Origin of the sequence: Pseudomonas sp. NLJ1 (assembly GCF_049486705.1) — a bacterium.
Classification (GTDB): Bacteria; Pseudomonadota; Gammaproteobacteria; order Pseudomonadales; family Pseudomonadaceae; genus Aquipseudomonas; species Aquipseudomonas inefficax.
The window spans coordinates 933808-957962 of the sequence record NZ_CP137735.1; the positions used below are offsets into that span (position 1 = coordinate 933808).

22 protein-coding genes are annotated in these 24155 nt (G+C 63.8%); 7 read left to right on the forward strand and 15 right to left on the reverse strand.

Annotated elements, in window-relative coordinates:
• Positions 1-3: 3 nt before the first annotated feature.
• Both sdhD and sdhC read right to left on the reverse strand, forming a co-directional pair.
• Positions 4-372 carry a succinate dehydrogenase, hydrophobic membrane anchor protein gene (gene sdhD / locus R9B85_RS04190; protein ID WP_003254214.1) on the reverse strand — a complete coding sequence of 123 codons (369 nt, stop codon included), beginning with the start codon at positions 370-372 and terminating at the stop codon, positions 4-6.
• Positions 366-752: a succinate dehydrogenase, cytochrome b556 subunit gene (gene sdhC / locus R9B85_RS04195; RefSeq protein ID WP_012315350.1), complete on the reverse strand. Its 387-nt coding sequence runs from the start codon at positions 750-752 to the stop codon at positions 366-368. The genes sdhD and sdhC overlap by 7 nt, the downstream gene beginning before the upstream one ends.
• Positions 753-1104: 352 nt before the next feature.
• On the opposite strand from sdhC, the gene gltA reads away from it, so the two are divergent.
• Positions 1105-2394 carry a citrate synthase gene (gltA, locus tag R9B85_RS04200; RefSeq protein ID WP_016711651.1) on the forward strand — a complete coding sequence of 430 codons (1290 nt, stop codon included), beginning with the start codon at positions 1105-1107 and terminating at the stop codon, positions 2392-2394.
• 180 nt (positions 2395-2574) lie between these two features.
• Here gltA and R9B85_RS04205 read toward each other — a convergent pair whose 3' ends face one another.
• The 9 genes from R9B85_RS04205 to R9B85_RS04245 all read right to left on the reverse strand — a co-directional run bounded on the left by R9B85_RS04205 (position 2575) and on the right by R9B85_RS04245 (position 9792).
• On the reverse strand, positions 2575-3180 hold the full coding sequence (locus R9B85_RS04205; protein ID WP_112252987.1) for an START domain-containing protein: 606 nt from the start codon (positions 3178-3180) through the stop codon (positions 2575-2577).
• A gap of 32 nt (positions 3181-3212) precedes the next feature.
• Positions 3213-3467, reverse strand: a complete 255-nt coding sequence (locus R9B85_RS04210; protein ID WP_025339973.1) for a YkgJ family cysteine cluster protein — start codon at positions 3465-3467, stop codon at positions 3213-3215.
• 129 nt (positions 3468-3596) lie between these two features.
• Positions 3597-4088 carry a hypothetical protein gene (locus tag R9B85_RS04215; RefSeq protein WP_112252988.1) on the reverse strand — a complete coding sequence of 164 codons (492 nt, stop codon included), beginning with the start codon at positions 4086-4088 and terminating at the stop codon, positions 3597-3599.
• A 63-nt stretch (positions 4089-4151) separates the two neighbouring features.
• Entirely contained in the window at positions 4152-5594 is a 1443-nt protein-coding gene (locus R9B85_RS04220; RefSeq protein WP_112252989.1) for a PLP-dependent aminotransferase family protein, read from the reverse strand.
• Between the two features lie 310 nt (positions 5595-5904).
• The gene (locus R9B85_RS04225; RefSeq protein WP_112252990.1) at positions 5905-6717 is read right to left on the reverse strand and encodes an OmpA family protein; all 813 of its coding nucleotides are present in this window, start codon (positions 6715-6717) and stop codon (positions 5905-5907) included.
• Complete coding sequence (locus R9B85_RS04230; protein WP_112252991.1) at positions 6714-7067, reverse strand: DUF4398 domain-containing protein; 354 nt, start codon at positions 7065-7067, stop codon at positions 6714-6716. Before R9B85_RS04230 ends, R9B85_RS04225 begins: the two co-directional genes overlap by 4 nt.
• Before the next feature lie 9 nt (positions 7068-7076).
• Positions 7077-7898 (reverse strand): substrate-binding periplasmic protein, encoded by an 822-nt coding sequence (locus R9B85_RS04235; RefSeq protein ID WP_112252992.1) that lies wholly within the window; start codon positions 7896-7898, stop codon positions 7077-7079.
• 214 nt (positions 7899-8112) lie between these two features.
• Positions 8113-9042 (reverse strand): electron transfer flavoprotein subunit alpha/FixB family protein, encoded by a 930-nt coding sequence (locus R9B85_RS04240; protein ID WP_085691592.1) that lies wholly within the window; start codon positions 9040-9042, stop codon positions 8113-8115.
• Positions 9043-9792 (reverse strand): electron transfer flavoprotein subunit beta/FixA family protein, encoded by a 750-nt coding sequence (locus R9B85_RS04245; RefSeq protein WP_014590265.1) that lies wholly within the window; start codon positions 9790-9792, stop codon positions 9043-9045.
• A gap of 537 nt (positions 9793-10329) precedes the next feature.
• Between R9B85_RS04245 and R9B85_RS04250 the strand changes: the two genes are divergently transcribed.
• Positions 10330-12012: an electron transfer flavoprotein-ubiquinone oxidoreductase gene (locus R9B85_RS04250; protein ID WP_112252993.1), complete on the forward strand. Its 1683-nt coding sequence runs from the start codon at positions 10330-10332 to the stop codon at positions 12010-12012.
• Between the two features lie 56 nt (positions 12013-12068).
• Here the strand turns inward: R9B85_RS04250 and R9B85_RS04255 are convergent, their stop codons facing one another.
• From R9B85_RS04255 to R9B85_RS04265, 3 genes are all read right to left on the reverse strand, one after another.
• Positions 12069-13415, reverse strand: a complete 1347-nt coding sequence (locus R9B85_RS04255; RefSeq protein WP_112252994.1) for an MFS transporter — start codon at positions 13413-13415, stop codon at positions 12069-12071.
• 72 nt (positions 13416-13487) lie between these two features.
• Entirely contained in the window at positions 13488-13967 is a 480-nt protein-coding gene (locus R9B85_RS04260; protein WP_112252995.1) for a histidine kinase, read from the reverse strand.
• 168 nt (positions 13968-14135) lie between these two features.
• Entirely contained in the window at positions 14136-14612 is a 477-nt protein-coding gene (locus R9B85_RS04265) for a sigma-70 family RNA polymerase sigma factor (protein WP_112252996.1), read from the reverse strand.
• Between the two features lie 331 nt (positions 14613-14943).
• Here R9B85_RS04265 and R9B85_RS04270 point away from each other — a divergent pair, with 331 nt between their 5' ends.
• Genes R9B85_RS04270 through R9B85_RS04280 form a run of 3 tightly spaced genes read left to right on the forward strand, consistent with a single transcriptional unit; the run spans position 14944 to position 19503 of the window.
• Entirely contained in the window at positions 14944-16116 is a 1173-nt protein-coding gene (locus R9B85_RS04270; protein ID WP_423770858.1) for an efflux RND transporter periplasmic adaptor subunit, read from the forward strand.
• Positions 16117-18081, forward strand: a complete 1965-nt coding sequence (locus R9B85_RS04275; RefSeq protein ID WP_207878622.1) for a MacB family efflux pump subunit — start codon at positions 16117-16119, stop codon at positions 18079-18081.
• A gap of 3 nt (positions 18082-18084) precedes the next feature.
• Positions 18085-19503, forward strand: a complete 1419-nt coding sequence (locus R9B85_RS04280) for an efflux transporter outer membrane subunit (RefSeq protein ID WP_215521527.1) — start codon at positions 18085-18087, stop codon at positions 19501-19503.
• A gap of 136 nt (positions 19504-19639) precedes the next feature.
• Here the strand turns inward: R9B85_RS04280 and R9B85_RS04285 are convergent, their stop codons facing one another.
• A complete protein-coding gene (locus R9B85_RS04285) occupies positions 19640-21259 on the reverse strand; it encodes a PvdJ/PvdD/PvdP-like protein (protein WP_215521109.1) in 1620 nt (539 codons plus the stop codon).
• 187 nt (positions 21260-21446) lie between these two features.
• Between R9B85_RS04285 and pvdM the strand changes: the two genes are divergently transcribed.
• Together pvdM and R9B85_RS04295 are read left to right on the forward strand one after the other, a co-directional pair.
• Positions 21447-22793: a pyoverdine-tailoring dipeptidase-like protein PvdM gene (pvdM, locus tag R9B85_RS04290; protein WP_112253001.1), complete on the forward strand. Its 1347-nt coding sequence runs from the start codon at positions 21447-21449 to the stop codon at positions 22791-22793.
• A 17-nt stretch (positions 22794-22810) separates the two neighbouring features.
• On the forward strand, positions 22811-24097 hold the full coding sequence (locus R9B85_RS04295; protein WP_252378224.1) for an aminotransferase class V-fold PLP-dependent enzyme: 1287 nt from the start codon (positions 22811-22813) through the stop codon (positions 24095-24097).
• Positions 24098-24155: the final 58 nt, after the last annotated feature.

A 24155-nucleotide genomic window follows, 5' to 3' on the forward strand; every position in this document is an offset into this window, starting at 1 on the left:
GGATCAGATACCCCAGAGAATCTGCACACCCCAGACGAAGTAAGCGAACATCGCAACGCCGCATACCGCCTGGAACAGGAAACGAATCGCAGTTGCCGACTTGCCGAACGACATTGGCGTCAGGTAGTCGGTCGCAATGGTCCACATGCCGACCCAGGCGTGAGCGCCCAGGGCAACGAGGGCCAGCAGACTGAAGATCCGCATCGCGTTGTTGGAGAACAGACCATGCCACTGGGTGTAGTCGATGCCTGGGTGGGCGACCACGTAGCCGATCAGGAAGAGGAAGTAAGCCGCGAGAACGACCGCAGAAACGCGCTGCGCCATCCAGTCATAGAGGCCCGAACGCGACAGGTTCGTGACATTGGTTACCATACCCAAACTCCCACCAGAACGATCAGCACCACGGAGATGACGATCACGATTTTCGAGCCCAGCTTGCCGCCTTCCAGCGTCTCACCGATGCCCATGTCCATGATCAGGTGACGTACACCTGCCACGAGGTGATAAAGCAGGGCGGACAGCAGGCCCCAGGTCACGAATTTGGCCAGCGGGCTGGTCAGACACGCCTTCACCTCACCGAAGCCTTCCTCGGAACCCAGCGACTTGCCCAGTGCATAAAGCATGATGGCAAGGCCGAGGAACAGGATGACGCCGGAGATACGATGCAGGATGGACGTGTACGCAGTGACGGGGAGCTTGATGGTCCTTAGGTCTAGGTTTACAGGTCGTTGGCTTTTCACGGCTTTTTTCACACTGAAGAGCCCCTAGCGAATCAGGGCAAAGTTGTTGGTAAGTGTACTGGTCAGGTACCCACCACCCAGGGAACGGCGACCCCCAGCAGTTCGGGCTTGCAAGCCCCTGGCGGTCGGGTTGCGAGTATAGACAGTTAGGCTGCTTATGACAACGTGACGGGGTAGCCCAAATAGCGCATTGCCTTTAGCTTGCAAAAGGCGTAAATGGGCGAGAATTTCGCGAAAAATCAGGCCTCAATGCCTGTTTCAACAAGCCTTTAGGCAAATTGACATCTGAATTTATCCCTCTATAGTGGTGCGGGCCCTGCGTGGGGGGTCTGTCTGATGATTTCAAGCATTAATAGGAGGCCACATGGCTGACAAAAAAGCGCAGTTGGTCATCGAGGGCGCTGCCCCCGTCGAGCTGCCCATTTTAACCGGCACCGTTGGTCCTGATGTAATCGACGTCCGCGGGTTGGGGGCCACTGGTCACTTCACCTTCGACCCTGGTTTCATGGCGACTGCCTCGTGCGAGTCGAAGATCACCTACATTGACGGCGACAAAGGTATCCTGCTGCACCGCGGCTACCCGATCGAGCAACTCGCCGAACAGTCCGACTACCTCGAAACCTGCTACCTGCTGCTCAACGGCGAACTGCCGAATGCCGAGCAGAAGGCCCAGTTCGTCAGCACCGTGAAGAACCACACGATGGTTCACGAGCAGCTGAAGTCCTTCTTCAACGGCTTCCGCCGCGACGCCCACCCGATGGCGGTGATGTGCGGCGTGGTCGGCGCCCTGTCGGCGTTCTATCACGACTCCCTGGACATCAATAACCCGCAACACCGCGAAATTTCCGCGGTGCGCCTGGTCGCCAAGATGCCGACCCTGGCCGCGATGGTTTACAAGTACTCCATGGGCCAGCCGATGATGTACCCGCGCAACGACCTGTCGTACGCGGAAAACTTCCTGCACATGATGTTCAACACCCCGTGCGAGATCAAACCGATCAGCCCGGTGCTGGCCAAGGCGATGGACCGGATCTTCATCCTCCACGCCGACCACGAGCAGAACGCCTCCACTTCTACCGTTCGTCTGGCCGGTTCGTCGGGTGCCAACCCGTTCGCCTGTATCGCCGCCGGCATCGCCGCACTGTGGGGCCCGGCCCACGGCGGTGCGAACGAAGCGGTACTGACCATGCTCGATGAAATCGGCGATGTCTCCAACATCGACAAGTTCATCGCCAAGGCCAAGGACAAGAACGACCCGTTCAAGCTCATGGGCTTCGGTCATCGCGTGTACAAGAACCGCGACCCGCGCGCCACCGTGATGAAGCAGACCTGCGACGAAGTCCTGCGCGAACTGGGCATCAAGAACGACCCGCAGCTGGAACTGGCCATGCGCCTGGAAGAGATCGCCCTGACCGATCCGTACTTCATCGAGCGCTCGCTGTACCCGAACGTCGACTTCTACTCGGGGATCATCCTCAAGGCGATCGGCATTCCGACCAGCATGTTCACCGTTATCTTCGCCCTGGCACGTACCGTGGGCTGGATCTCGCACTGGAAAGAAATGCTCTCCAGCCCGTACAAGATCGGCCGCCCGCGCCAGCTGTACACCGGCGAGCAGAAGCGCGACATCGTTGCACTGCAGGATCGCAAGTAAGCGTTGATCGCCGAACGCAAGAAGGCTGCCCTCGGGCAGCCTTTCTTATTTCTGCTTTCCTGTGCCGGCCTCTTCGCGGGTAAACCCGCTCCCACAGGGCCCCCACAGGCCCGCAGATCTGTGGAGATCCTGTGGGAGCGGGTTTACCCGCGAAGAGGCCAGTACAGACAGTACAATGCCTCAGTTTTTCTCAGCCCGCTCCCGCAACCCTTTCAGGGTATTGAACGGCGCATCCACCACGAACTTGTTGGCCACCATCGCCGGCACGCTACCGCCCGGCTCGGTGTGTACCTGATAGGTCACTTCCGTGCTGTCACCCTTGGGCACCAGTTTCCAGAAGCCTTCGACCTTCGCGACCCGCACAAAGCCCTTCTCTTCCGGGATATAGGTCGGCTCTTCCTTCAGGTTGCGCACCAGGCTGCCATCAGCCCCCTTGACCGTGGTCACATGCAACACCGAGTCCCGCGGCGTCACCGGCCATGGCGTATTGAACTGGGTGTAGGTCCAGCTCTGATCACCTTCGTGCTTGAGCAGCTTCTGCGACTTGCATTCGTGAATCCAGGCACAAGCCCCGGCCACGTCCTCCTGCAACGCCTGCACCTTGGCCAGCGGCGCCTTGATCAAGGTGACGCCTTGATAGGCCTTGTACTTGGAACCGGCCACTTCGCTGAGGGAAACCTTGATCCCCTCCTCGTCCTTGGCCACCTGCCAGTTTTCGGCCCAGGCCGCAGGCGACAGCAGAACACCCATGCCACACAGCAGTGCAATACGCTTGAACGATCTCATCATGTTTATCCTTGTTGTCGAAGATCCAGCTGTCACGCCGCCGTCATCTGCTCCCACCAACCGAGAATCCTGATGGCCTCGTCACGGTCACTGCCGCACACCTCGACATCCGCCTTGAAACCGCCACACACTGCCGGCCGCTCGGGCTTGCCGAACAGGTCGCAGAGGTTGTCGACGGTCAGGTGCAGGCAGCGCTCGCCAGCCGGCTTGCCATTGGGCATGCGCGGCATCGCAGAGGTGATGGACGGGGCGATGCAGCAGGCACCACAACCCTCACGGCAATTCATGGCTATTCACCAAATCAGGACTCCCTGGAACAAAACGGGACGAACGTCCCTGGATAGTAACCGCTCAAACAGGCGTTTGAAATTGCTGGCATGATGAAATCTGCCGTGACCCGGCAGTCAGTTCACCGGCTACTGGCGGTACTCGAAATCGATGGCCGCCCCTTCCACGTCGCGACGGCTGTCATTGCGCAGCTGCAGCTGCATTTCGTTGCTGATCAACCGGCCATTGAGCTGGAACGGGCTGTCACTGGTCTCCGGCTTTTCAGTGAACATGGGCGGCAGCAAAGGTTTGCGTCGCTGTATCGGCGAAGGGCTGCCCACATTCGGCTCAAGGTTATCGACCATGTCGGCCGGCAGGCTGAGGTCAAGCTTCGCCTTGGGTAGCGGCTGGGCAATCTCCTTGCTCACCGGCTTGCGTGCCGCCCTGGCCTTGCTGCTACCGGTTTTTTTTGCCGCCTGCTTGTGCGCAGGCCTGGCTGCAGCCTTCTGCGCCGGCTTGGCTTTCTGCACCGGCTTGGCCGCCTGCGCCTGGCCTGCCGGCTGCGCAGCCTGGGCAACACCAGCCAGGCTGCACAGCGGTACAAGACACAGAATCAGGGCAAAACGGCGCAAAGCATTCATGGCAAATGGACAGGCTGGCAGGAAAAGTGCGTATGCTCCCTGTTCCACGGGCGCGTGGCAAGCCTACAAAAGGGCTGCCGCTGGCTCCCGGCACAATTGCTGGGCCAGCAAACCGAGCGTGATCACCGCGCGCTCGGCCTCTTTGTTCCAGGGTATGCCGCAATTAAGGCGTATGCAGTGGTTGAACTGCTCGGTATTACTGAAGATCAGCCCCGGCGCAATACTGATGCCCTGCTCCAGCGCGCGCACATGCAGCTCCTGGGTATTGACCCGCCCCGGCAGGCTCACCCACAGAATGAAACCGCCCGTCGGCCGGGTCATCTGGGTACCCTCGGGGAAGTGCTGCTGCACCGCCAGCTGGTAGGCACTGAGGTTCTTGCGGTACTCCTGGCGAATGTAACGCAGGTGCCGGTCGTAGCCGCCATTTTCCAGGTAGGCCGCCACACCCATCTGCGTCACGCTGCAGGCCGAGTGGGTGGTGAAGGTTTGCAGGCGCTGGATTTCATCCTGATAGCGACCGGCGACCATCCAGCCGACCCGCACCCCGGGGGACAGGGTCTTGGAAAAACTCGAGCAGTAGATCACTCGGTCCAGCCGGTCGAACGCCTTCAGCGCCTTGGTCTTGCCCTGCTCGAACATCAATTCGCCATAGATGTCATCCTCGACAATCTGGATATCGAAGTCCGACGCCAGGCGCAGCAACTGCTTCTGCCGCTCTTCCGGGACAGTGCCACCCAGCGGGTTGCTAAGGCGCGCGGTCAGGACCAGGGCCTTGATCGACCATTGGTTGGCCGCCAGCTGCAGGGCCTCGAGGCTGATGCCGGTGGAGGGGTCGCTGGGGATCTCGATCACCTTCAGGCCCAGCAGGTCAGCCAGTTGCAACAGCCCGTAATAGGTAGGCGATTCGGCGGCAATCAGGTCGCCCGGACGAGTCAGCACGCGCAGCGACATCTGCAGCGCATCGACACAGCCATGGGTCACGATCACTTCACGCGGGTCGACCAGCACACCGGCATCACGCATGCGAATGGCGATCTGCCGGCGCAGCGGCTCGAAACCGGGGCTGAACATGTAGCTGAAGGCACGCGGGCTATGGAAGCGCGTCACCTTGGCAATCTGCTGGTGCAAGGCACGGACCGGCAGATAGTCGACGTGCGGCACCGCGGCGCCGAACGGGAACACGCCATCACGGCGAGCCTCGGTCAGTACCTGCTGGATGATACTGGCGCGGGTGACCAGGCCGGGGCGCTCTACCCGAGCGATGTCCGGCGTCTGCGCAGTCAGGGCCGGGGTCTGGTGCACATAGTAGCCGGACTGCGGCCGCGCACGGATCAGCCCCTGGTCCTCGAGATTGGCATAGGCCTGCAGCACCGTGGCATGGCTGACGTTGAGCTGGGCGCTCATCTTGCGCACGGAGGGTACCCGCTCGCCTGGCTGGTAGACACCGCGACGGATGTCATCGGCCAGTTGCTGGGCGATACGCTGGTACAGCAGCAGGTTGGTCATGGCTGGCTCTCGACGCGCGGACGGGCTCGTTGTTCTTGTGTCGCTCACTGACGGTAGAGGATACCGTAACAGTTGCAAAGTGTACTGGGACAGATGGCAGGATAGTCAACAATACAGTTGCGTGACAGCGATGGAAACGATCAAGCCTGGGTATGCCGACGAAAAGCCGGGAGCGCTTTGCGCCCCTTTCGCGACACGAGGCCGCTCCTACAGGAACCGTGCATACCTTGAAGTTAACACTGTACCTGTGGGAGCGGCTTTAGCCGCGAACACCGGCAAAGCCGGTGCCATCCACCGCACCGCCAAGCGGTCAGCGCGCTGGCGCCAGCTTGCCCTTGTCATCGGAGAACACGATCTCCACGCGGCGGTTCTGCGCCCTGCCCCGCTCCGAGGCATTGGCCTCGATCGGGTACTGGTCGCCGTACCCCTCGACCTGCAGACGCTTCTCGTCAATGCCCAGGTCCACCAGCATGTCGGCCACGGCCTGCGCCCGGTCGCGGGACAGCTTCAGGTTTTCTTCGGCCGGCCCGGTACTGTCGGTGTAGCCCTCGATCCGCACCACCCGGCGCGGATTGAGCTGAAGGAACTGCACCAGCTTGAGCACGGTACGGCTTGCCGAGTTCTTCAGGTCGGCGCGGCCGGTGTCGAACAGCACGTCCCCCAGGGTCATTACCAGACCACGGTCGGCCTGCTCGGAGGCCAGCGCAGCGATCTGCGACTCGACCCACTTGCCCTGCTGCTGAACACTGGCCAGTTTGGCCTCACGCAGGGCCAGCTGCAGGCGCTGGCGCTCCAGGTCGAGCTTGGCCTGGCGCTCCTGGTTCAGCGCCAGCTTGGCATGCTCGCTGGCAATTTCGCTGTAGCGCTGGCTCAGGTAGGCGTAATGGCGCACGTCGGCACCGGTGCCGATGTAGCTGGACAGGCGCTCGGCGCGGGCCAGCGACTCGCCGGCGCGAATCACGTCACGCGGCGCACTGCGCAGCACATTGGAATCATCCTTGACCTTCTGGAAGGCCGCGGCAGCGTCATCCAGTGCTGCGCTGCTGCGCTGGCTGGCGCAACCTTGCAAACCTGCGGCCAGCGCCAGCACGGCCAGCGCGGCCAATGGCACACGACGGATCATGGCTGCACCTCCAACTGCTTGCGCAGGCGCTGCACCCGCGACTGCAGCAATTGCAGCTGCTCTTCGCTCTTCTGGTTCAACACCTGGGCCTCGGCCAGGCGTGCATCCAGTTCGGCCTGCTCGGCACGCATGCGCGCATCGCGGTAGTCTTCGGTGAGCATGTTGGTCTTGGCCCGGGCCAGCTTGTCTTCAGCCAGCTTGAGCGCATCGACCTGCTCGGTGGCACCGACGGCCCTGGCCTGCGCCAGTGCCTGTTCGGAGATGCGCATCTGCTCGTCAGGGGCCGGATCGTTGGCGCAGCCAGCCAGGCCAAGCACGGCCAGGGCAAGGATTAATGGTTGGGTTCTCACGCAATCTTCCTAATGTTTGGGGGCGTCCGACGGCACCTGCAGCTGCGCTTTCCAGCGCTCGACATTACGTTGCAGCACGGCTTCGGACGCACCGGAGATCGGCAATTCTGTCAGTTTTTTCGCCAGTTGCCCACGCAACCAGCTGTCATTGCAAGCCGAATTGTGGGACAGGGCCAAGTACAGACCCGGCCGATCCACCGGCAGGCCGCGGGCGATCAGGTCATTGCTCATGCCCAGGCTCTGGGCCATGGCCATGCCCGAATAGCGGCCAGCGAGCACATAATCTACCTGGCCGAGCACCAGCTTCTGGAACGCCTGGGTCAGGTTCTGTGCCGGCACCAGCTTCAGCTGGGCCTTGGCGAAAGCGGTAAAGGCCGGGGTCAGCCGCGCGCGCTCGGACAAACTGCCCTGGTACTGCGCCAGGTCCGCCGGGCCTTCGAAGGCCAGTGTGGCGTCGTGGCGCGTCCACACCAGGTATTCGTTGAGCTGCAAGGGTGGGTGGATATAGTCCAGCGCAGTCAGTTGCTCCACCTGCATGGGGGTGTCGAGCAGCAGGTCCATGCGCCCGCTGCGTACCTCTTCCAGCGCCTGGTCACGACGGCCGGCGCTCAGCACCTCCACTTTCACGCCCAGCTCGCCAGCCACCTGGCGCAGCAGGTCGACGTTGGCGCCGATCAGGTGTTTCGGGTCGTTCGGGTCCTGCCATGAATAGGGCGGCGCATCAGGGCTGCCGGTTGCTACCAGGCGTTCGCATTTACCTGCGGCCATGGCCAGTGGCGACATCAACAGCGCCACACATGCCAGCGCCCAGCCCGTTCCGCGCAACGTCATCCCTCACTCCTTGTATTGCTTCGCACCCTAGCGGCACACGCCGCCCCTGTAGGAGCAGCCTTGTGCTGCGAAAGGGCCTGCATGAACAACAAATATCTATGGCTGTGACTGCCTCTTCGCAGCACAAGGCTGCTCCTACAGGGGCCAGGACAGGTCATAAAAAAACCCGGCCCCCTGTACAAGGGCCGGGTTCTTTATAAGTGAAGCAGGCGGATCAGACCAGCTTTTCCAGCTCCGGAACCGCTTCGAACAGGTCAGCGACCAGGCCGTAGTCGGCTACCTGGAAGATCGGCGCTTCTTCGTCCTTGTTGATCGCCACGATCACCTTGGAGTCCTTCATGCCGGCCAGGTGCTGGATCGCGCCGGAGATACCGACGGCGATGTACAGCTGTGGCGCTACGATCTTGCCGGTCTGGCCGACCTGCATGTCGTTCGGCACGAAGCCTGCGTCGACCGCGGCGCGCGAAGCACCGACGGCAGCGCCGAGCTTGTCGGCCAGGCTGTACAGGTGCTTGAAGTTGTCACCGTTGCCCATGCCACGGCCGCCGGAAACGACGATCTTGGCAGCAGTCAGCTCTGGGCGGTCGGACTTGGCCAGCTCTTCACCAACGAAGGCCGAGATGCCGGCGTTGTGCGCGGCGCCGACGGCTTCGATGGCAGCCGAACCACCTTCGGCGGCCACGGCGTCGAAGCCGGTGGTACGCACGGTGATGACCTTGATGGCGGCGCTCGATTGCACGGTGGCAATGGCGTTACCGGCATAGATCGGGCGCTTGAAGGTGTCGGCGGACTCGACCGAGATGATCTCGGAGATCTGGTCCACGTCCAGCAGCGCGGCAACGCGCGGCAGGATGTTCTTGCCGTTGGTGGTGGCCGGGGCCAGCACGTGGCTGTAACCCTTGGCCAGCTCGACGATCAGCGGCGCGACGTTTTCTGGCAGGGCGTGGGCGTAGGCGGCGTTATCGGCAACCAGTACCTTGGCCACGCCAGCGATCTTGGCTGCGGATTCGGCAACGCCGCCCACGTTCTGGCCAGCAACCAGCACGTGCACATCACCACCGATCTTGGCGGCAGCAGCAACAGTGTTCAGGGTGGCCGGGGCTACGGCACCGTTTTCGTATTCAGCGACAACCAGGATAGTCATTTAGATTACCTTCGCTTCGTTCTTCAGCTTCTCGACCAGTTCGGCCACCGATTTGACCTTGATGCCAGCGCTGCGGGCAGCCGGGGCTTCAACCTTCAGGGTCTTGTTGGTGGAGGCGAGGGAAACGCCCAGCGCGTCTGGAGTGACGGTCTCCAGCGGCTTCTTCTTGGCCTTCATGATGTTCGGCAGCGACGCGTAGCGTGGCTCGTTCAGGCGCAAGTCGGTGGTGACGATGGCCGGCAGGTTCAGTGCAACGGTCTGCAGGCCGCCGTCGATTTCACGGGTGACGTTCAGCTTGTCGCCAGCCACTTCGACCTTGGAGGCGAAGGTGCCCTGGGCGAAGCCGGTCAGCGCAGCCAGCATCTGGCCGGTCTGGTTGTTGTCGCTGTCGATGGCCTGCTTGCCGAGGATGACCAGCTGCGGCTGCTCTTTGTCGACAACGGCTTTCAGCGCCTTGGCCACGGCCAGGGAATTCAGTTCGTCAGCGGCTTCGACCAGGATGGCACGGTCGGCACCCAGGGCCAGGGCGGTACGCAGCTGCTCCTGGGCAGTGGTCGGGCCGACGGAAACAACGACGATCTCGGTGGCGACGCCCTTTTCCTTCAGGCGTACGGCTTCTTCCACGGCGATTTCGCAGAAGGGGTTCATGGACATCTTGACGTTAGCAAGGTCGACGCCGGAGTTGTCCGCCTTGACGCGAACCTTGACGTTGTAGTCGACCACTCGTTTGACAGCTACAAGAACCTTCATGGATTCCTCGTTACTCTCCGGTGAATAGATAGTCGCCTGGGGCCAGGCCCGGCGATGCGCGTGGGTACAAGGGCACCTCTAAAAACGTACCGGGAGGCGGTAACTTCACAGTGACCGAACAGTCTTGTCCGGACTCTTGCGACGAATACTTACGGGTCATTTTCTGTCGTGGCGTGTAAACTCCACTACAAACCGGCCCAAGGCCGCAAAACCCTGCTCCACACCTGGTCTTTAGAGGTGTACCTGCGCCCGGCTGCAAGCCTACGGCGAACGTAAAACCGCTCGTATCTTGACCGTAACACCCAATCCGGTCAATACGGCAAATCGGTCACCCTCCAGCCGCGTTCCTGTGATTTTACTGGCCTGCGGCAAATTCAAACAAACGTTTGTATTGGACCCGCCAAGTGGTGTAGATATAATGCGCGGCCAAGACAAAACGGTGTAGTCCGTCATTTGCCCAGCTACAGTTCCGCCGTTGCGTAGAACCGCTGCGAATGCCCCGCGCACCCATAAGACAAAGCAACAGCACGAGCCTTGATGAGTAGGAGAGAACCAGTGGAACGCGAATACATGGAATTCGACGTGGTCATCGTCGGCGCAGGCCCGGCGGGCCTGTCCGCCGCCTGCCGCCTGAAGCAGAAGGCCGCCGAAGCCGGTAGCGAAATCAGCGTCTGCGTGGTGGAAAAAGGCTCTGAAGTCGGCGCCCACATCCTCTCCGGCGCAGTGTTCGAACCTCGCGCCCTGAACGAGCTGTTCCCAGACTGGAAAGAGCTCGGCGCGCCGCTGAACACTGAAGTGAAGCGTGACGACATCTACGTGCTCAAGGATGCCGGCAGTTCGACCAAGGTGCCTGACCTGTTCGTGCCCAAGACCATGCACAACCAGGGCAACTACATCATCTCGCTGGGCAACCTGTGCCGCTGGCTGGCCCAGCAGGCCGAGAACCTGGGCGTGGAAGTCTACCCGGGCTTCGCCGCCCAGGAAGCGCTGTTCGATGAAAACGGCGTGGTGCGCGGCATTGTCACCGGTGACATGGGCGTCGACCGTGAAGGCAACCCGAAAGATGGCATGTACACCCCTGGCATGGAGCTGCGTGGCAAGTACACCCTGTTTGCCGAAGGTTGCCGTGGCCACATCGGCAAGCAGCTGATCAAGCGCTTCAACCTGGATAGCGAATCCGACGTCCAGCACTACGGCATCGGCCTGAAGGAAATCTGGGAAATCGACCCGGCCAAGCACGAGCAGGGCCTGGTGGTGCACACCGCCGGCTGGCCGCTGGATGTGATGGCCAAGGACAACACCGGTGGTTCGTTCCTCTATCACCTGGAAAACAACCAGGTGGTGGTCGGCCTGATCGTCGACCTGTCCTACGCCAACCCGTACCTGTCGCCGTTCGACGAGTTCCAGCGCCTGAAGCACCACCCGGTGATGGCGCAATACCTCGAAGGTGGCAAGCGCATCAGCTATGGTGCCCGTGCCATCTGCAAGGGCGGCTTCAACTCGCTGCCGAAGATGGTCTTCAACGGCGGCGCGCTGATCGGCTGTGACCTGGGCACCCTTAACTTCGCCAAGATCAAGGGCAGCCACACCGCGATGAAGTCCGGCATGCTGGCCGCCGAAGCGGTGGCCGACGCTCTGCTCGCCGGCAGCGAAGGCGGCGACCAGCTGAACGGCTACGTCAGCGCCTTCAAGGCCAGCTGGCTGTACGAAGAACTGTTCGCCAGCCGCAACTTCGGCCCGGCCATGCACAAGTTCGGCCCACTGCTGGGCGCAGCGTTCAACTATGTGGACCAGAACTGGTTCGGCGGCAAGCTGCCGTTCACCCTGCACGACACCAAGCCGGACTACGCCTGCCTCAAGCTGGCGGCCGAGTCGCAGAAGATCGATTACCCGAAACCGGACGGCAAGCTCAGCTTCGACAAGCTCAGCTCGGTATTCCTCTCCAGCACCAACCACGAAGAGGAACAACCCTGCCACCTGAAGCTTGCCGACCCGAACGTGCCGATCGCCAGCAACCTGCCGCTGTACGACGAGCCGGCCCAGCGCTACTGCCCGGCGGGCGTGTACGAAGTGGTCACCCAGGAAGACGGCAACAAGCGCTTCCAGATCAACGCGCAGAACTGCGTGCACTGCAAGACCTGCGACATCAAGGACCCGGCCCAGAACATCACCTGGGTCACCCCTGAAGGCGCTGGCGGGCCGAACTACCCGAACATGTAAGGCCCTGCCCTTGTAATAAAAAGCCCCCGGTTCTCACGAGCCGGGGGCTTTTTGTTTTACCTGTTCTGGCTGTATTGGCCCGTGTAGGAGCGCGTGAGCTGGAGGTCTGGCTCAGTCATTGCGAGCGATTCACCACGCCCGAAATACCAGGCGGTAAGCAGCCCCACGGTGCCCATGACCAGACAAAAGCCGACACACACCCAAGGGCTCCACGGCATCAGCGCAATCAGCGCCAGCGGTGTGGTGCTGGCCCAAAGTGCGTAGGCCACGTTGTAGGTGAAGGAAATGCCCGACACGCGAATCTCGGCCGGGAACAACCCGACCATCACTGACGGCACCACCCCCACCACACCGCAGCTCAACCCCGCCAGCGCATAGGCCAGCCAGGTCATGCCCCACTGCCCCACCAGGCTGGCATACAACGCACCGATGCCCACCGGCAGCAACAGGCTGTAGAGCATCAGCGCCCGCCAGGCGCCTACGCGGTCGACCAACAGCCCTGCCAGCACGCAGCCGATGTTGAGAAAGACGATACCCACGCTGCTCAAGGCAAAAGTGTGCCCGGCACTCATGCCGAAGCGCTGCTGCATCACTGTCGGGGTGATCACCACCAGCACCACCACGGCGGAGGTCAGCACACAGGTCAGCAGCGCCGCCGGGATCAACGCCCGGCGGTGTTCGCCCAGCACCCGCCGCAGCGGGAAGCTCACCGGCTGCTGCTGGCGCGCGCGCAGGGCAAGAAATACCGGTGTTTCGCTGAGCCAACGACGCAGCCACACACCAATCACGCCGAATACCCCGCCGAGCAGGAACGGATAGCGCCAGGCGTAGTCGAGGATTTCCTGGGGGGTGAACAGCTGTGCCAGCAAGGTCGCGGTCAACGCCCCCAGCAGGTAGCCGAAGGTCAGCCCGGCCTGCAGGAAGCCCAAGGCGTAACCGCGGCGCCCGGCTGGCGCGTGCTCGGCGACGAAGGTCCAGGCGCTCGGCACCTCGCCGCCCACCGCCGCGCCCTGCAGGATGCGCAGGGCCAGCAGGATCAGCGGCGCGGCATAGCCGATGTCGGCGTAAGTCGGCATCACCCCGATCAACAGGCACGGCAGGGCCATCATCAGGATACTCAGGCTGAAGACCCGCTTGCGCCCCAGGTGGTCGGCGAAATGCGCCATCAGGATGCCACCCAGCGGCCGCGCCAGGTAGCCAGTGACGAAGATTCCGAAGCTTTGCAGCAGGCGCAGCCATTCGGGCATCTCGGGCGGGAAGAACAGCTGGCTGAGGGTCAGCGCAAAGAATACGAAGATGATGAAGTCGTAGATTTCCAGCGCGCCGCCCAACGCCGCCAGGCCCAGGGTCCGGTGGTCGCCGCGGCTGAACCGGGGCGGGCGAGCGGTATCGATGGCAGTCATGGCAGGGTCCGCAAATCGGCAAAGGGCAAGAGGATAGCAAATAGCTGCCCCCTTGCCCCGCCCGCTGCGGCTTTAGCGGCTGAACATGGTGTTGACGAAATTGGCCCTCGGCCGTGGCCGCGCCGTAGCAGCCGGCACGGTGCCCGGCAGCGGTGCCTTGCCGACCAGCAGCGGCGTATCGATGATCGCCATGAATGCCTCCAGAGCCTCGTTGTCGGGCACCTGGGGCAGGCTCAGGCTGACGGCCTGGCGCTCGGTCTGCGGCACCAATGGCACCTGCAACTGGGTAGAGTGATAAAGCAGGGCATGCTGGATCTGCGTGCTGACGCGACAGAAGCGCGCCAGATCGACCCCGGCATGGCTGGCCAGCTCGATATTGCCCAACAACAGGTGGAACGGCTGCAAGGCACTCAGCACCAGGCGCTGCAGCTCCTCGAAGCTGTCCACTGGCGCTATCCGGTAGTAACCCAGGCCGTTGAGCAGCCGCTCCAGCTGCAGGCGCTGGCAGGGGTGTGCGTCGGCGATGAGGATGCGCAGGGTCTTGTTGGCCATGGCGGGACCTGGGCAGTTGGGTAATGGGTAGGCTCCATGACCATACTGCGCCAGTAACGGCTGCTGCCAAGGCTACGCCTGGCTGGGGTCTTCTTTGATAGAAGTCGGGAAAGCCGCGGAAATCAAGTGATCGACTGACGGAATTTTCATCCGCATTCAACCCGGCGATCAGGATTCCCACTCGCGCATGCGCACCCGGCAGTGCTTCATGGCATTGACGATGTGCTTTTCCACCAGGCTGCGGGAAATCCCCAGGTGCTCGGCAATCTGCTGGTGTGACAGACCTTCCAGCTTGCGCAGCAGGAAACAGTCGCGGCAGACCTTGCTCAGCTCACCCAGAGCGCGCTGCATCAGCGCCAGCCGCTGGTCGAACTGCATGTCGTAAGTCGGCGCCGGGGTGTGCCAGCGCTCGTCGCTGTCCAGCACCTCCAGCGGCTCGGCCTGACGTACCTGATGCCGCCGATGGCGGTCGACCACGAGGTTGAGCGCGGTGCGGTAAAGGAAGGCACGCGGGTGCTCGATGCGCTCGGCGTCGGTGCGTTCCAGCACCCGCAGGTAGGCATCGTGCGCCACATCTTCGGCGGCCTGCCGACTGCCCAGGCGCGCGGAAAGGAAGCCCACCAGTTCGCGATAGTAATGTTCCACGACGTTACCTGAGATCGTCCTGCCAGCCTATGCCAGAAAGCCCTTTCAGGCAGCAACGCGGGACCGAGTGATGTCAGCGTGCGATCTTACAAATTATAATTATTCTCAGCAACAAGGGCCAAGGCATACACAATCCCTATAGGAGCGGCCTTGTGTCGCGAAAGGGCCGCAAAGCGGCCCCGGCAATCTGCAGTGATGCGAATATCCTGGGGGCGCTTCGCCCCCCTTTCGCGACACAAGGCCGCTCCTACACAGATCGCACCAAATTCACTGCGCTAAATCCCCCCCTGCCGCTTTCGTCTATCTGGCACCCCCTCGGCTGGATGTCTGCATGAGACCTTTAACCAACACCCGTCGCCGGCTCCTGCTCACCGGCCTGGGCCTGCTCGGCCTGGGCAGCCTGCTGGCCTGGAAGGCCCTGCCCTACGGCGCACAGCCGCTCGGCACGGTTGCCGTGACCCGCGCCGACATCGAAAGCAGCGTCACCGCGCTGGGCACCCTGCAACCAAGGCGCTACGTGGACGTCGGTGCCCAGGCGTCGGGGCAGATCCACACCCTGCATGTGGAGGTCGGCGACACAGTGCGCAAAGGTCAGCTGCTGGTCGAGATCGACCCTTCGACCCAGCAGGCCCGGCTGGATGCCGGCCGCTACTCGATCGACAACCTCAAGGCCCAACTGGCCGAACAACGTGCGCAGTTCCAACTGGCCCGGCAGCAGCTCAAACGCCAACAGGACCTGGCCGCCGCCGGCGCCACCCGCGACGAGGATGTGCAAACGGCCGCCGCACAGCTGAAAGTCACCCAGGCACGTATCGACATGTTCCAGGCGCAGATCCGCCAGGCCCAGGCCAGCCTGCGTAGTGACGAGGCCGAGCTGGGCTACACGCGCATCTACGCGCCGATGGACGGCACGGTAGTGGCGGTGGATGCCCGTGAGGGGCAAACCCTCAACGCCCAACAGCAAACCCCGTTGATCCTGCGCATCGCCAAGCTCTCGCCGATGACCGTGTGGGCCCAGGTGTCGGAGGCCGACATCGGCAAGGTCACGCCGGGCATGACCGCCTACTTCACCACCCTGGCCGGCGGCAAACGCCGCTGGACCAGTACCGTTCGGCAAGTGCTGCCGATCCCGCCCAAGCCACTGGAGCAGGCCAGCCAGGGCGGCGGCAGCCCGGCCAGCGTCAGCAATGGCAGTGCCGGCAGCCAGGTGGTGCAGTACAGCGTGCTGCTGGATGTCGACAACCCAGACGGAGCACTGATGGCCGAGATGACCACGCAGGTGTTCTTTGTCGCCGGCAAAGCCAGCCAGGTGCTGACCGTACCACTGGCCGCGCTGGACGACGGCGATGGCCTGCGCCTGGCGCATGTGCTGACCGCCGACGGCAAGGTGGAACAGCGCCAGGTGCGCACCGGCCTCAGCGACCGCCTGCGGGTGCAGGTGCTGGACGGCCTCAACGAAGGCGAACGCCTGGTGATCGGCGCTCCTGGCGTCAGCGGAGGTTGAATGAGCACACCCCTGATCGAACTGGTCGACATCCGTAAATCCTACGGCGGCGTCGAAACGCCCAAGGTCGATATCCTCCATGGCATCAGCTTGCGCATCCATCCCGGCGAGTTCGTCGCCATCGTCGGCGCCTCCGGCTCCGGCAAGTCGACCTTGATGAACATCCTCGGCTGCCTCGACCGCCCCACGTCCGGCAGCTATCGCTTCGCCGGCAAGGATGTGGCAGAGCTGGGCAGCGACGAACTGGCCTGGCTGCGCCGCGAAGCGTTTGGCTTCGTGTTCCAGGGCTACCACCTGATCCCCTCGGGCTCGGCCCAGGAAAACGTCGAAATGCCGGCCATCTATGCCGGCGTCGCCGCCGACGAACGCCACGCCCGTGCCAGCGCCCTGCTCGGCCGCCTGGGCCTGGCCAGCCGCACCGGCAACCGCCCGCACCAGTTGTCTGGCGGCCAGCAGCAACGGGTGTCGATTGCCCGGGCGTTGATGAACGGCGGCCATATCATCCTCGCCGACGAACCCACCGGCGCCCTCGACAGCCACAGCGGCACCGAAGTGATGGCGTTGCTCGACGAACTGGCCAGCCAGGGCCACGTGATCATCCTGATCACCCATGACCGCAACGTCGCGGCGCGGGCGCAGCGCGTGATCGAAATCAGTGACGGGTTGATCATCAGCGATTCGGCCGCCGAAACGCCCACGGTCGACAATGGCCGCGGGCTGCAGGCCGACCAGCTGCGCCAGCGCCTGGACCGTGGCGCGACCTTGCACGGCGCGTGGAAAGGCGAACTGCTCGAAGCCCTGCAGGCGGCCTGGCGGGTGATGTGGGTCAACCGCTTCCGCACCGCCCTGACCCTGCTGGGCATCGTCATCGGCGTGGCCTCGGTGGTGGTGATGCTGGCGGTGGGCGAAGGCAGCAAGCGCCAGGTCATGGCGCAGATGGCAGCCTTCGGCTCGAACATCCTCTACCTCAACGGCAAGCCGGCAAGCCTGGGCGAGCAGGCCGGCACCATCACCCTCGACGATGTCGCCGCCATCGGCCAACTTCCGCAGGTCAAGCACGTGATGCCGGTGATTGGCGAAAAGATGATGGTGCGCCACGGCAACAACAGCCAGCGGTTCTACGTGGGTGGCAACAACACCGGGTTCCCCGAGATCTTCAACTGGCCGGCGGTGCAAGGCAGCTTCTACACCGATACCGATGAAGCCAACGCTGCCGCGGTGGCGGTAATCGGCCAGAAAGTGCGGGAAAAGATGCTCGACCCTGGGCGCGCCCCCTTGGGGCAGTACCTGCTGATTGGCAATGTGCCGTTCCAGGTGGTCGGTATCCTGGCCGGCAAGGGCGCCAGCTCTGGCGACCAGGACAGCGACGGGCGCATCGTGGTGCCCTATTCCGCTGCAGCCATCCGCCTGTTCGGCCAGCGCGACCCGGACTACATCGCTGTTGCTGCCCTCGACTCCACGCGGGTCAACGAAGCCGAAGCGGCCATCGACAAGCTGCTGCGCCAGCGCCACAACGGCCGCCAGGACTTCGAGCTGACCAATGACGCGGCGCTGATCCAGGCCGAGGCGCGCACGCAGAACAGCCTGTCGCTGATGCTGGGGGCGATCGCGGCGATTTCGCTGCTGGTGGGCGGCATCGGCGTGATGAACATCATGTTGATGACCGTGCGCGAGCGCACCCGTGAAATCGGCATTCGCATGGCCACCGGCGCGCGCCAACGCGACATTCTGCGGCAATTCCTCAGCGAGGCGGTGATGCTGTCGATGGTCGGCGGCCTGGCCGGCATCGTCCTGGCCCTGGCCATTGGTGGTGGCCTGATGCTGGCCGAAGTGGCAGTGGCCTTTGCCCTGCCCGCCATGCTCGGCGCCTTCGCCTGCGCCGTCGTTACCGGCATCGTGTTCGGCTTCATGCCAGCGCGCAAAGCCGCCCGCCTCGACCCGGTCAAAGCCCTTACCAGCGAATAACCCATGACTCTGCCTAGCCGCATCAGCCTGTTGACCTTATGCATATGCCTCGCCGCTTGCAGCACGCCGCCAACACCCGCCAGCGGCATCGCCGCGCCAGCCGCCTGGCAAGGCGAGGCCGCATCACCCTCGGCACAACTGCCAACGACACAGTGGTGGCAAGCCTTCGCCAGCCGCGAACTCGACCGCCTGGTGCAGCACGCCCTGCACAATGCCCACGACCTGGCTGCCGCCACGGCGCGGGTACGCCAGGCCCAGGCCCGCGCCGTCATTGCTGGCGCGCCGCTGCTGCCGGAGCTGAAGCTGGGCCTGGACGGTAGCCGCCAACGCCTGCTGCACGGCGACGGCTACGACCAGCTGGATGTCAGCCGCAGCGAACCCACCAGCACCTCGTTCGGTATGCAGCTCAGCGCCAGCTACGAAATCGACTTCTGGGGCGGCCTGCGGGCGACCCGCGAAAGTGCACTGCGCAGCCTGGATGCCAGCCGCTTCGACCGCCAGACCGTGGAGCTGACCCTGGTCAGCGCGGTGGCTGACAGTTACCTGCAGGGGCTGGCCCTGCAGGAGCAGTTGCGCATTGCCCGCCTCAACCTGCGCAACGCCCAGGACGTGCTGGGCCTGGTCGAAGCACGCCAGCGCAGCGGTTCCGCCACGCGCCTGGAACTAGCCCAGCAGCGCAGCCTGGTGGCCGCGCAGCAACGCCAACTGCCGTTACTGGAACAGAAGTGGCAAGACAGCCGGGTCACCCTGGCGACCCTGCTCGGCGACCCGGTGCAATCGCTACCTGCCAGCCAGGACGCGATCAACACCCTGCAATGGCCCGCCATTGGCAGCGGCGTGCCCAGCGAACTGCTCACCCGCCGCCCGGACATTGCCGCGGCAGAAGCACGGCTGGCCGCCGCCAGCGCCAACGTGCAGGTCGCCCGCGCCGCCATGCTGCCCAAGCTCACCCTCGGGGCCAACCTGGGGGCTGGCGCCAATACCTTTGCCCATTTGTTCGACAGCTCCTACTACACCCTTACCAGCGGCCTGGTCGCGCCGATCTTCAACAACGGCCGGCTGCGTGCCGCGCGTGAACTGGCCGAAGCTGAACAGATGGAGTTGCTGGAGACCTACCGCAGCAGCATCCTGGCCGCTTTTGCCGATGTCGAGAAAGCCCTCAATGCGATCCGGGGCGTGGACCACCAGCGGCAATGGCAGGATGAAGAGGTGACGCAGGCGCGGCTGGCGTTCGACCTGGCGCAGCAGCGTTATGGCGCGGGCGCGGAGACGTTGTTGAGCGTGCTGGAGACCCAGCGCACCTTGTATGCGGCGCAGGACCAACAGGCACAACTGCGCTTGGCCCGGTTGCAGGGCAGCGTGGCGTTGTACAAGGCATTGGGGGGTGGCTGGCAACTAGAACACCTGCGCGCCCCGTTGTAGGAGCGGCCTTGTGTCGCGATGGGCCGCAAGGCGGCCCCGGCATTATCCGCATCAACGTTGAAATCCGGGGGCTGCTGCGCAGCCCATCGCGACACAAGGCCGCTCCTACAAAAAGGCGGCGCATGCCTCGGGGGCTTCAACGCGAGCGCTGCGCCACCTTCAGGTTGCGCGCATACCACGGCCGCTGCGGTACCTTGGGCCGCAGCTTGTCGAGCAGGTCGTCATCGCTGTAGATGATGCGCAACGCCAGCTTCATGGTCTCGGGGTCCATCTCTACACTGCGCCCGGGGCGCAAGCCCGGCACCGTCGAGCAACCGTGGGTATCCGGCCCCAGCCACGGGTCGGCCACCTCCACCCAGCGACCTGGCGCAAACCATGGCACGCCATTGACTTCCAGGCGCCGCACCTCGCCCGGATGCAGCCGCTCATGGGCATGGAACCAGTCCTCGATGCGGTCGTCGATCCAGCCATGAAAGTGCCAGAACACCGGGTTCACATGGGATGAAAACGGATCACCGAGAAAATCGTTCTGTTCTGCAAACCAGCGTTCGGCAAAATCATCCGGCGTGCGCGCCGTCGGCACCGGCATGCCGTTGGAGGGGTCGCGCGGCACCGATGCCCAGCGCATGTGCAGCCAGTCGTGCAGGCCCAGTTCCACTTCCGAACCGAACTGGCCCAGGGTCAAGGTGCTCAGGTACTCCGGGTCGGTGTAGCGTGATTCCCAGACCTGGAAGTTGCCATGGAAGGTATCCGGTGTCTTGATGTCGCGTACCCACTGGGTGTATTCCGCATCACCGCTGGCCAGCCAGGTGGGCGGCAGGGCATTGCCGTCATGGTTGTCGAAGTAGCGGGCGAAGCCGGCCCGGTCGCGTTCCAGTTCCGGCTGCGGCAACGGGAAGCGCGTCCATGACGGCAAGTCCTGCAAGGCGCGGGCACTGCCAAGCATGTGCCGATGCATGAAGAAAAAATCCTCGCCGGAGCCGTTGCGGTCCTTGTGCCGGCCCCGCGCGTCACGCTCGCGGTCACGCGGCCCGGGCTGCCAGCCCAGGCCACGCAGGGCGCCCTGCTTGTCCTTGCTCAGTTTGTGCCATTTGTCCCGCGACGAGTGCCACAGCTGGTGGAACAGGCGATGCTCCGGGGCGGTCAGCCAGGCCAGCAGTTGCGGGTTCAGCGGGATACGCTCGCGCGCCTCGGGGAAGCTGCGCTTCAAGGCCAGGAACTGGTTGTCCTCCACGGGCAATGTCAGCGCGCGGTCCAGGCGTGCAATGCGCCCGCTGAGGGTGGCCGGCCCGGCGTTGCCGAACCGGCCCCAGACCTCGTCGAGCACGATGTGGCACTCATAGCGGGCCTGGGCCGAAAACAGGCGCCAGCGCAGGGTGCCCGGCTTGTCCGCCAACAGGTCGCCTACCACGCGGTAGCGCGGCTCTTCCTGCCCGCGCAGGCGCTCGGGGGTATCCAGGTAACCGCGCAAGGCCCGCCCGCTGGTCGTCACATCCAGGAACAGCTCCAGTTCACCCGTGGGTAGACCGTCCAGCCCCGCATCCCTGCCCTGCAGGGTCCAGCGCCAGATGCCGCGCAGTGTATCGCCCAGCTGCTGCAGGCGGGTATCGGCCAACTCGACGACGGCCTCGCCAGGGGTTTCCGGGAATTCCTCGGCGGCACGCTGGCGCTGCATATACAGCGCCCCCAGCGCACCGGGCACCACCACACCCGTCAATGCCACACCGGCGATGAAACCGCGTCGGGAAATCGTCATTGCATACCTGTGCATTCATTGCGGCCATGGAGCACGGCCCGTCCAAGGCTAGAACGTTGCACGGCAGGCGAAATTTAGCGGCGTTCAGGGAGCATACGCGGCTAAATTTCCCGGGTGCGCGCTCGTTCACTGCAGGTAGCGGCGGCCTCTGTGCCCATCCCTCGACGGTGAACCTATTGAGACCAAGATGACGACTCCACGCTGGAAGAAAGCCCTGTTTATCAGCCTGGCCGCGGCGGTTGCCGCTGGCGCCGGGTTTGCCGCCTGGCACTACTTCGCCACACCCGCCGGCTACTCCAGGGAGGTGACCCGCCAGGCCAACGACCTGCAGGAACGCATCATCTCGTTCGACAGCCATGTCACCCTGCCGCTGACCTTCGGCACCGAAGGCAGCGAAGCCGACAGGGATGGCAATGGCCGCTTCGACCTGGCCAAGGCCGCACGCGGGCGCTTGTCCGGCGCGGCCCTGACCATCTTCGCCTGGCCGGAATCCTGGACCGGTGACGGTGGCCCGCACCGCCCCACCCCAGGCTTCGTCGAAGCCGCCCGCCACACCCAGGAGGTGCGCTACAACGCCATCACCGCCATGGTCCGCGACTTCCCGCTGCAGGTGGGTATCGCCTATACCCCGCAAGACATGCGGCGCCTGCACGGCGAAGGCAAATTCGCGGTGTTCCTCAGCATGCTCAATGCCTATGCCCTGGGCGATGACATAGACCAACTCGACCGCTGGGCCGCGCGCGGCGTGCGCATGTTCGGCTTCAGCTACGTGGGCAACAACAGTTGGGCCGATTCCTCGCGCCCACTGCCGTTCTTCAATGACACCGCCGATGCCCTGGACGGCCTTTCGCCGCTCGGCAAGCGCGCCGTGCAGCGGCTGAACGACCTGGGCGTGATCATCGATGTGTCGCAAATGTCCAGCAAGGCCCTGGCCCAGGCCGTTGCCCTCAGCCGCGCGCCGGTGGTGGCTTCGCACTCGGCGCCACGGGCCATGGTCGATATCAGGCGCAACCTCTCCGACAAGGAGCTGCAGCTGATCAAGGACAGCGGCGGCGTGATCCAGCTGGTGGCCTTCTCCACCTATCTCAAGCCTTTGAGCAGCAAGACCCAGGACAAACTCAACGCCCTGCGCGCCCGCTACGACCTGCCGCCACTGGCCAACCTCGACTACGCACTGATGCCCGGTGACCCGGTGATCGCCGGCTGGCCCGAGCAGAAGGTCGGCCAGTACGCCAACGCGCTGTACGGCATTCTCGAGGAAGAACCGCCGGCCACGCTCAAGGACTATGGCGACGCCATCGACTACACCGTGCGCAAGGTCGGCATCGACCATGTCGGCCTGAGTTCGGACTTCAATGAAGGCGGCGGCATCGACGGTTGGCAGAACGCCAGTGAAGCACGCAACGTCACCGCCGAACTGATCAGCCGCGGCTACTCCGAAGCGGATATCGCCAAGCTCTGGGGCGGCAACTTCCTGCGGGTGTGGGAGCAGGTGCAGCGCGCCGCGCAACCTGTCGCCACCTCATCCCCCTGACCCTAGCGAGCCATTTGATGAACGATCGTCGCACCTTTCTCAAGCAGGCCGGCCTGCTTGCGGCCGCCCTGCCCCTCACAGGCCCACTGCTGCCGGCCGCCCAAGCGGCAACTGCACCACCGGCGACCGCCAGCGACTGGGCCGCGTTTCGCAACCTGTTCGAGCTGGACCCGGCGTACGCGCACTTTGCCAACTTCCTGATCACCTCGCACCCACGGCCCGTGCGCGAAGCCATCGAGGCCCTGCGTGCGCGCTTCGACCACCACCCGGCCCGCATGGTCGACTGGGACAGCCAGTCGGAGTGGAAGCACGAAGCCGCCGTGCGTGAATGGGCAGCCCGCTACCTCGAAGTGACGCCCCGGCAAATCGCCCTGACCGGCAGCACCACCGAAGGCCTGGGGCTGATCTATGGCGGGCTGAAGATTGCCCCGGGGCAGGAAATTCTCACCACCGTGCACGAGCATTCGGCCGCCCGCCATACCATGGGTTTCCGCACTTCGCGCGATGGCACACCGGTCCACCGGTTACGCCTGTTCGACGACCCCGCCAAAGTCTCCAGCGACCAGGTACTGGCCACCATCGCGGCGGCCATCGGGCCTAAAACCCGAGTGCTGGGCATGACCTGGGTGCACTCGGGCAGTGGCGTGAAACTGCCCGTGGGCGAGATCGGCGCGCTGGTGCGCGAGGTCAATCGCCAGCGTGACGAGCAGGACCAGATCATCTACGTGATCGACGGTGTGCATGGCTTCGGCGTCGAAGACATGCGCTTTGCCGATCTCAACTGCGACTACTTCATCGCCGGCACGCACAAGTGGATGTTCGGGCCACGGGGTACCGGGATCATCTGCGCGGCGTCCAGCGAACTGAAGCAGCTGAACCCGACCATTGCGACGTTTTCCGAGAATGAGGACTTTGCCACGGTGATGACGCCCGGGGGTTACCACGCCTTCGAGCACCGCTGGGCATTGGGCAAGGCGTTCGAGCTACACCTGCAGCTGGGCAAGGCGGCGGTGCAGGCGCGGATTCATGGGCTTAATGGCTATCTCAGGCAGCGGCTTGAAGCGCTGCCGGGGATCGAGCTGGTGACACCGCGCAGCACGCAGTATTCGGCGGGGTTCACCTTCTTCCGGGTGACGGGGCAGGATGCTGACGAGGTGGCCCGGTACCTCAACAGCCAGCGCATCGTGGTGGATGCCGTGTCGCGGGATGTGGGGCCGGTGGTACGGACGGCGCCTGGGCTGTTGAATACCGAGGCGGAGATCGAGCGATTGGTCGATGCGTTGAAGAAGCACGTTCGCGGGTGAGGCCCGGGGGCCGCTTTGCGGCCCATCGCGACACAAGGCCGCTCCCACATGGTTCGGT